The sequence below is a fragment of the Paenisporosarcina sp. P4_E4_2 genome (assembly GCF_056401595.1).
Map to the genome: position 1 here is coordinate 1 of NZ_JBFUJC010000119.1, position 8,543 is coordinate 8,543.

Genomic DNA, 8,543 nt, shown 5'->3' on the forward strand with positions numbered 1-8,543 from the left:
GCATTCGGCAACGATTGATGAAAAAGGGTGCGAGGCTTATATCAAAATGGTTCAAGGGCAAGTCGAAGCATATCGGATCGATATGAAAGATGTTCCCACACTTTCAGATTTAACAGATAACGATTATTTAAATGACGGTGAAACATCTTGTCCAAATGGTAATCAGATACAAATAGATGCAACTACCGGACTTGTATCTGTGACGGATGATGTCGCTGGATAATAAAGGCTACTCGTTGCTGGAGTTATTACTCGTTTTGACGATTGTGCTGGTCATCAGTACGAGTGTGTTGTATGCGAACAATCATTATGTTGAAAGACACACATTTGATTTGTTCTATAACCAATTGAAACTCGATGCCATGCACACTCAAATGACTGCTGTGGAAGAAAAAAGGTACGTTAAACTGATTTTTAACGCAGGAGGTACTCGTTACATTGGAAGAAAATCACTATACGAACCTCTTTTCGAGAGAAATTTACCTGCAGGTTACAGTTTATCTTCCAGTAGTACTTTAACCGAGCTTGCCTATTTACCGAATGGTACAATTGAAAAATTTGGAACGATTGCATTTGTGACGCCCGGGGGCATTAAGATTGTCCGGGTCTTTATCGGGAAAGGACGGATGAGTCTTGAATAATCACCAAGGATTTTCATTCGTCGAAACGATTCTCACGGTCAGTATTCTTTTTTTGTTATTTGGGACATTGTTGCCTATGGCAAATCAAATGATGTTTAATCTTGCCGAAAAGAAAGTGGCATTGCATGTGGCAATTGCGAAAAACCAAGCAGCAACTTTAATTGAAAATGGGCAAATGTCAGGTGAAATATTTCTCGACAATGTGTCTTATTCCTGGCAATGGACAGATCCAACAATTTGTGTACGGTATGTTTTTTTTGGAGAGAGCACAGAGTCGTGCGAAACCTTTTAACGGATAGGGGATACACATTAGTCGATGCAGTCATTCAGCTTGCAGTTCTGTTGTTGTTTTCTCAACTCATTTTGTTTTATTCTGTATGGTTTACGCAAGTGGAAAAGCATTTCTTTCAATCAGTATCACTTGAATGGGAAATGTTTTCATTGGAAATGGAAAAAATCCTCTTTTCGGTCACTGTGATAGAAGAACAAGTCAATCAGACAGGAATTCGTCTGAAAAAAGATGGGGTGGAGTATGATATTGAATGTTACCCATCACTCATTCGCAAACAGAAGAATCGTTTGGGACATGAGCCTTTGTTAACGGGGGTTAAAATGTGTAAGTTTCAAGTTGATGGTGATCAAGTAATCGCCAAAGTTGAGTTTTTAAACGGACGAAAAGAGGAACGTGCATATGAAGTGTTTATATCCTCGCAATGAATCTGGATTTTTACTGCCCGTATCCATCGTTCTATTATTTATTGTGTCCGGTATACTTCTTTACTTTGTTACTTCTTACATATCACAGATGAATATCTATGAAATGTTGGAAAGTCATTATATTTCTGCTACTATTATTAAAATGGAAAATTAGCGATAATAGTCGTTTAGTGATGATTTGTAGTGAAGTGAGCGGGGTAGGGATATGAAAAAAATTTATTTAATTGGTTTCATGGGATCAGGAAAAAGCGCTATCGGCCGACGATTAAGCTTTTCGCTAAAAATTCCTTATTACGACATGGATCAGGAGATTGTGAAAAAAATGGGGATGACCATCCCTGAAATTTTTGAAAGATACGGCGAGTCTTTTTTTCGTCAACAAGAACATGAATTTCTGAAAACCTTCAGAGATGAGTGGTGTATCGTATCGACTGGGGGAGGTGTTGCTGTTAACCCAAGCAATAGTAAAGTCATGCGTCAAACCGGTTTAGTATTGTTTTTGGATGCAACGTTTGCTGATATATGGAAACGAATTCATCGTGATGTTAACAGACCCATTGTACAATCATCTACTAAGGAAGAGTTGGAAGCGTTATATACCATGCGAAAGCGTTATTATAAAGCCACCGCCCATATTACCGTAAGAACCGAAGGACGCTCGTTAAGACAGATAACTGAATATGCAGCATTTCAAGTAAATCGCTTAAAGGCGAACGATTTTTGATAGTAATCATAAATCGTTCGCCTTTAGAGTGTAATAAGAAAATAGATTGCGCTTACTTTGAATCAATGTTAGGATATAGACGAAGCGGTACACGCTTTTGTTCATTGATTTCTTAATATACCAAAACGCATGTTTTGGGCGGATGAATATACGGGGAGAGAACGCGCCAGTCGCGTCGCCGAAGGAGCAAGTAGAAGCTACGAATCTCTCAGGTAAAAAAGACTCGTATAGGACGCATCTCTGGAGAATGCTATTACACTTCATAGCTACCAAAGAGGAAAGCCGATTTCAGGTAAACTTTCAGGTGCCAGGACAGAGAATTCTCATATAAAGGGGATTCTCTGTCCTTTTTTGTGGGTACAAGATTATCCATTTAGAAATCGGGAGACCAGATTTTCACCTTATAAGAAAGATTGTTTAGTGAAGAGGAGGAAAATGAAATGTCGGAAAATTTAAAACGCACGCCGTTATTTGATTCGTACAAAGCGTACGGTGGCAAAACTATTGATTTTGGTGGATGGGAACTACCTGTTCAATTTTCCAGTATAAAAGAAGAACATGAAGCGGTACGCACAAAAGCAGGATTATTCGATGTCTCACATATGGGAGAAATCATTGTTCGCGGTGAAGATAGCCTTGTATATCTTCAAAAATTGCTGACTAATGACGTTTCCAAACTTCAAGATGGCCAAGCGCAGTATAATGCAATGTGCTATGAAGATGGAGGGACTGTCGATGATTTATTAGTATATAAAATTGCACAGAATGACTATTTACTTGTCGTCAATGCTTCTAATATCGAAAAAGATTTTGAGTGGATGAAAAAATTCTTGATCGGTGACACCGTTGCACTTAATGTTTCAGATTCATATGGTCAACTTGCATTGCAAGGACCACTTGCAGAAAAAGTTCTGCAAAGACTGACAAAAGAAGACTTAAGCGAAATCGGCTTCTTTAAATTCAAAACAAATGTAAAACTTGGCGAATATGATGCTTTAGTGTCGCGAACAGGTTATACAGGTGAAGATGGGTTTGAAATATACGGAGAACCTGCTTCCATAGTCGCGCTATGGGACTTGATTTTGGAAGAAGGAAAAGAAGACGGAGTATTAGCTTGTGGTCTAGGTGCTCGGGATACTCTTCGGTTTGAAGCATGCTTGGCACTGTATGGCCAGGAGCTTTCAAGTGATATTTCACCACTGGAAGCGGGAATTGGGTTTGCAGTGAAATTGAAAAAAGAAGATGACTTTATCGGTCAAAAAGTGCTTGTTGCACAAAAAGAAGCGGGTATCCCACGCAAATTGGTAGGATTGGAAATGATTGATAAAGGCATTCCTAGACATGGCTATACCATTTTTAAAGATGATCAAGCTATTGGAGAAGTTACAACAGGTACACAATCCCCTACGCTGAAGAAAAATATTGGCTTGGGCTTGATTGTCAGCGAATTCACGGAGCTTGGAACTGAAGTTGAAGTGGAGATTCGTGGGAAGCGCTTGAAAGCTGTTACCGTTGCAACTCCGTTTTATAAACGCCAAAAATAACTGTCGGAAAGAGGTCATGACCCAATGAAACATCGTTATTTGCCAATGACGGAACAAGATCAAAAAGAAATGTTGGATACAATTGGTGTTTCTTCTATAGATGAGCTATTCTCGGATATCCCTGAAAAAGTTCGTTTCCAAGGAGAATATCAAATTAAAGCAGCCAAATCAGAGTCTTCTTTATTAAAAGAGTTGTCTCAAATGGCTGCGAAAAATGCGGACAATAAAGCATATGCATCTTTTTTAGGTGCTGGTGTATATGACCATTACAAGCCGATTATTGTAGACCATGTTATTTCTCGTTCTGAATTCTATACAGCTTACACTCCATATCAGCCAGAAATTTCACAAGGTGAGCTTCAAGCTATTTTTGAATTCCAAACAATGATTTGTGAGTTGACTGGAATGGATTTGGCGAACTCTTCGATGTATGACGGCGGTACAGCACTTGCAGAAGCAGGTATGCTTGCAGCTGGTCATACAAAACGCAAAAAACTTCTCGTTTCCGGTGCAGTCAATCCAGAATCTCAAGACGTGGTTCGCATGTATGCATTGGGTCAATCGATTGAAGTTGTTCAGATTCCAACTAAAGACGGCGTAACTGATATTGATGCATTAAGCGAAATGATCGATGACAATACTGCTGCTGTTCTTGTTCAATATCCTAACTTCTTTGGTCAAGTGGAAGACTTGCGCAAAGTGGAAGCAGTTACACATGGAGCGAAGGCTTTGATGGTGGTTTCTTCAAACCCATTGGCACTTGGGATTTTGACTTCACCAGGTAAATTTGGTGCAGAYATTGTCGTAGGGGATGCACAGCCATTCGGTATCTCTGAGTCCTTCGGCGGACCTCACTGTGGATACTTTGCGGTTACGAATAAATTAATGCGTAAAGTTCCAGGGCGTCTAGTAGGAGAAACAACAGATGAAGTGGGACGACGTGGTTTTGTTTTAACTTTGCAAGCGCGTGAGCAACACATTCGTCGTGACAAGGCGACTTCTAACATTTGTTCGAATCAGGCATTGAATGCACTTGCTGCTTCAGTAGCAATGACTGCGCTTGGTAAAAAAGGTGTGCAGGAAATTGCCACTCAAAATATCCTGAAAACGAACTATGCTAAAAAAGCATTTGAAGCGGCAGGATTTGAAGTAGCGTACCAAGGTCCACACTTCAACGAAATCGTTGTCAACGTTAAAACATCTGTAACAACAATAAATAAAGAGTTGTTTAATAAAGGCATCATTGGTGGATTCGACTTAGGAAAAGTTGATGAAAAATTGGAAGGGCATGCGTTGATCGCAGTCACTGAACAACGGACGAAAGAAGAAATCGATGCACTTGTGCAAGAAATGGGGTCTTTCCGTGCATAAAGATAATCAACCATTAATTTTTGAAATGACAAAAGAAGGCCGAGTAGGCTATAGCTTACCTGATCTTGATATTCCAGAAGTAGATTTATCAACGTTGTTGCCTGAAGGTTTGCTTCGAGAAGAAGCGGCGGAACTTCCTGAGGTATCTGAACTGGATATCATGCGTCACTATACAGCACTTTCTAAGCGTAATCACGGTGTCGATTCAGGATTTTATCCATTAGGCTCTTGTACGATGAAATACAATCCGAAAATCAATGAATCAGTTGCGCGTTTCCCTGGATTCGCTAATATTCATCCACTTCAAGATGAAGAGACTGTTCAAGGTGCAATGGAATTAATGTATGATCTTCAAGAACATTTGATTGAAATTACGGGAATGGATGATTTAACGCTTCAACCGGCTGCAGGTGCTCATGGAGAGTGGACTGCTCTAATGATGATTCGTGCTTTCCATGAAGCAAACGGGGACACACATCGTACGAAAGTAATCGTACCTGACTCTGCTCATGGGACAAACCCAGCATCGGCAACGGTAGCTGGATTTGATACAATCACGGTTAAATCTGACGAAAACGGCTTGGTTGATTTAGAAGATTTAAGAAGAGTGGTTGGGGAAGATACAGCTGCGTTAATGTTAACGAACCCGAATACTTTAGGATTATTTGAAGAAAACATTTTAGAAATGGCTTCTATTATCCACGGTGTTGGTGGGAAGTTGTACTATGATGGAGCAAACTTAAATGCGGTTATGTCAAAAGCACGTCCAGGCGATATGGGCTTCGACTGTGTTCATTTAAACTTGCATAAAACATTCACAGGCCCACACGGTGGTGGTGGACCAGGATCCGGTCCAGTTGGCGTGAAGAAAGACTTGATTCCATTCTTGCCAAAACCAGTACTTGTAAAAACAGAAGAAGGCTACCACTTCGATTACAATCGTCCTCAATCAATCGGGCGAGTGAAGCCGTTCTATGGAAACTTCGGAATCAATGTACGTGCCTATACGTATATTCGTTCAATGGGTCCAGACGGATTGAAAGCCGTAACGGAATACGCTGTATTAAACGCAAACTATATGATGCGTCGTCTGCAGCCTCATTTCGACTTGCCATATGATCGTCACTGTAAACATGAATTTGTATTGAGTGGCCGTCGTCAAAAGAAATTGGGAGTCCGTACACTCGATATGGCTAAACGACTGCTTGACTTTGGATATCATCCGCCAACAATTTACTTCCCATTAAATGTAGAAGAGGGCATGATGATCGAACCGACAGAAACAGAATCTAAAGAAACGCTAGATGCGTTCATCGATGCGATGATCCAAATAGCGAAGGAAGTCGAAGAGACACCTGAAATCGTGCAACAAGCTCCTCATACAACAGTTATTAAACGTCTGGATGAGACTAAAGCTGCCCGTACACCAGTATTACGTTATAAAAAAGCATAAGAATGAAGAAAGAGAGCTCATCAATCGAGCTCTCTTTTAGATTCACTTCATTTACTGTTTATAAATATAAGAACATGTCTTTCGATGACGCGTTCGGCAAGAAAACCATGGAATTCCTYAATTTAGAACCATTGATTAAACATAAAAAGACACCCAGTTAAGAGTATCTTTTGTTTTTATAATATCAATTTTGTAGTAGTATAAATCTCTTATCAAAGGTCGTATAAAATGTGTGAAATACAGGAGTAGCAGGTTTGAACCTATCAACATCCGGATGTTTTTCGCTAAATTCTTCGATAAAGTTATTTATTGGCATATTATTACTCTCTCATTTTAGCTGTAATCCCGGTGTGCTGTCCGAATCCTATAAAATCAAGGAAATGAGTGTAATTGGTTTCATTGAGACCTCAGTTATTGTAAAATTTCATACATATGTTTTTGATGAAAAAAGTCCCTCCATTTGGAAGAACTTTGAATGACTTATTTTGTTCTGATTTTCCCAGTCCACTGACGGAAACCGCCTTGCAGTTGGTAAATTTGGTTATAGCCTTTTTTCTTAAGGAACAATGCCGTACGTGCGCTTCTTGCGCTATTTTGGCAATATAAGTATACGGGCTTGTCCGCACGAATTTCTTTGTAACGCTGACGCATTTGTGATGAAGGAATATTACGTGCTCCAAGGATATGTCCACCTTCAAATTCTTTAGGTTCACGCACATCCACAAGTTGTGCTTTACGGTATCCTTCAATGAATTGTTCTTGTGTTAAACCTGATACAGCCTTTTTTAATCGCAAAGACGAGATTAAAAAGTAAATGATCAAACCAAATAATGCAGCAGAGCTAATGTATACAAATGTCAAAACAACTTTCCCCTTTCTATCTATGTTCTTATTATAAAAGAAAGTGTAGCCACAATACAATCGGTTTGTTAATATGAATAGCATTGTGACATTTTGAGGAGGAAAATATATGTCTAAACCGATTTGGTATTTTATTAATTCTGGCGCTTGCAGTCCGTCCTTCAATATGGCGCTGGATGAAGCTTTAATGGACTGGCATAGTGATGGGATCCTTCCACCTATTGTCCGATTCTATGGATGGGCACCTGCAACATTATCCATAGGTTATTTTCAAAATGTCAAAAAAGAAATCAACATGGAAGCTGTCAAAGAGCATAACTTAGGTTTTGTCAGACGTCCCACCGGAGGACGTGGCGTATTGCATGAACATGAATTAACATATAGCATTATCGTCAGTGAAGACTATCAAGATATGCCTGCGACCGTCACGGAAGCTTACCGTGTGCTGAGTGAAGGGTTATTGATTGGCTTTCAGAAGCTTGGATTGAACGCCTATTTCTCGGTGCCTGATACTGATAAAATGAAGAGTGATTTAAAAAATCCAAAAAGTGCCGTCTGTTTCGATGCACCGTCATGGTATGAATTAGTTGTGGAAGGTAAAAAAGTAGCAGGAAGTGCACAAACAAGACAAAAAGGTGTCATTCTTCAACATGGAGCGATTCTTTTAGACCTGGATGAAGATAAACTAGTTTCTTTATTTAACTATCCATCGGAAGCAGTAAAAGAGCGAGTTCGTAGAGGCCTTCCGCAAAAAGCGGTGGCAATAAATCGTTTGCGGGAAACTCCAGTTACGATCGAAGAATGTGAAGAGGCATTTAAAGATGGTTTTGCTGAAGGTCTTAATGTCAATTTTCAACCATATGTGCTAACAATCGAGCAATTGGATTATGTGAAAAAGCTTGAAACTCGACGTTATGCAAATGACGAATGGACATACCGCAAATAATAGGTAAAAAGAATTAATTTGACCAAAAAATAAGTAGTATTTTCCTATAGACGTTGTGTGTGTATGTTCGAACATACATCCGCTTTATTTGATTTAGATGTCAATATATAGTACCCTAAACACAACGCGTAACACTATATGTAGTGTTTTTTCTGTTAATTAAGGAGGAGTAGTAAATGGTACTAGTTTCCAAGCAACAAATAGGGGAGTTAAACATTGAAATGTTGAATAATGACATCGTTTCATTCCCTCAAGTTCATCCCATCACGAATGACATGACATTAAC

General features: G+C 39.5%; 10 protein-coding genes and 1 riboswitch. Of the genes, 9 read left to right on the plus strand and 1 reads right to left on the minus strand.

The annotated features are described in order from the left end of the window. From AC1DSB_RS10065 to gcvPB, 8 genes are all read left to right on the plus strand, one after another. On the plus strand, positions 1-223 hold a 223-nt coding region (locus AC1DSB_RS10065; RefSeq protein WP_477586643.1), incomplete at its 5' end, for a competence type IV pilus major pilin ComGC. Further along, positions 210-641, plus strand: coding sequence for a prepilin-type N-terminal cleavage/methylation domain-containing protein (locus AC1DSB_RS10070; protein WP_477586645.1), 432 nt, complete (start codon positions 210-212; stop codon positions 639-641). The genes AC1DSB_RS10065 and AC1DSB_RS10070, both read left to right, overlap by 14 nt. Next, on the plus strand, positions 634-933 hold the full coding sequence (locus AC1DSB_RS10075; RefSeq protein ID WP_477532712.1) for a hypothetical protein: 300 nt from the start codon (positions 634-636) through the stop codon (positions 931-933). Before AC1DSB_RS10070 ends, AC1DSB_RS10075 begins: the two co-directional genes overlap by 8 nt. Next, on the plus strand, positions 918-1,358 hold the full coding sequence (gene comGF / locus AC1DSB_RS10080) for a competence type IV pilus minor pilin ComGF (RefSeq protein WP_477586647.1): 441 nt from the start codon (positions 918-920) through the stop codon (positions 1,356-1,358). The genes AC1DSB_RS10075 and comGF overlap by 16 nt, the downstream gene beginning before the upstream one ends. A 205-nt stretch (positions 1,359-1,563) precedes the next feature. Beyond that, positions 1,564-2,082, plus strand: a complete 519-nt coding sequence (locus AC1DSB_RS10085; protein WP_477532710.1) for a shikimate kinase — start codon at positions 1,564-1,566, stop codon at positions 2,080-2,082. A 142-nt stretch (positions 2,083-2,224) separates the two neighbouring features. Continuing rightward, a riboswitch (glycine riboswitch) is annotated at positions 2,225-2,317 on the plus strand. Positions 2,318-2,522: 205 nt separating this feature from the next. Beyond that, entirely contained in the window at positions 2,523-3,626 is a 1,104-nt protein-coding gene (gcvT, locus tag AC1DSB_RS10090; protein WP_477586649.1) for a glycine cleavage system aminomethyltransferase GcvT, read from the plus strand. Positions 3,627-3,650: 24 nt separating this feature from the next. Continuing rightward, positions 3,651-4,997, plus strand: a complete 1,347-nt coding sequence (gene gcvPA, locus AC1DSB_RS10095; RefSeq protein WP_477532617.1) for an aminomethyl-transferring glycine dehydrogenase subunit GcvPA — start codon at positions 3,651-3,653, stop codon at positions 4,995-4,997. Further along, on the plus strand, positions 4,960-6,450 hold the full coding sequence (gcvPB, locus tag AC1DSB_RS10100; protein ID WP_016426952.1) for an aminomethyl-transferring glycine dehydrogenase subunit GcvPB: 1,491 nt from the start codon (positions 4,960-4,962) through the stop codon (positions 6,448-6,450). Before gcvPA ends, gcvPB begins: the two co-directional genes overlap by 38 nt. A 480-nt stretch (positions 6,451-6,930) precedes the next feature. Here the strand turns inward: gcvPB and AC1DSB_RS10105 are convergent, their stop codons facing one another. Further along, positions 6,931-7,311, minus strand: a complete 381-nt coding sequence (locus AC1DSB_RS10105) for a rhodanese-like domain-containing protein (RefSeq protein WP_342543497.1) — start codon at positions 7,309-7,311, stop codon at positions 6,931-6,933. A gap of 109 nt (positions 7,312-7,420) precedes the next feature. Between AC1DSB_RS10105 and AC1DSB_RS10110 the strand changes: the two genes are divergently transcribed. Then, complete coding sequence (locus tag AC1DSB_RS10110) at positions 7,421-8,257, plus strand: lipoate--protein ligase family protein (RefSeq protein ID WP_342543498.1); 837 nt, start codon at positions 7,421-7,423, stop codon at positions 8,255-8,257. Positions 8,258-8,543 lie beyond the last annotated feature (286 nt).

What these genes read in the sequence shown, in the direction of transcription:
- AC1DSB_RS10085 (WP_477532710.1), top strand. Translation starts at nt 1,564, where the DNA reads ATGAAAAAAATTTATTTAATTGGTTTCATGGGATCAGGAAAAAGCGCT.
- gcvT (WP_477586649.1), top strand. Translation starts at nt 2,523, where the DNA reads ATGTCGGAAAATTTAAAACGCACGCCGTTATTTGATTCGTACAAAGCG.
- AC1DSB_RS10070 (WP_477586645.1), top strand. Translation starts at nt 210, where the DNA reads ATGTCGCTGGATAATAAAGGCTACTCGTTGCTGGAGTTATTACTCGTT.
- AC1DSB_RS10110 (WP_342543498.1), top strand. Translation starts at nt 7,421, where the DNA reads ATGTCTAAACCGATTTGGTATTTTATTAATTCTGGCGCTTGCAGTCCG.
- gcvPB (WP_016426952.1), top strand. Translation starts at nt 4,960, where the DNA reads ATGCACTTGTGCAAGAAATGGGGTCTTTCCGTGCATAAAGATAATCAA.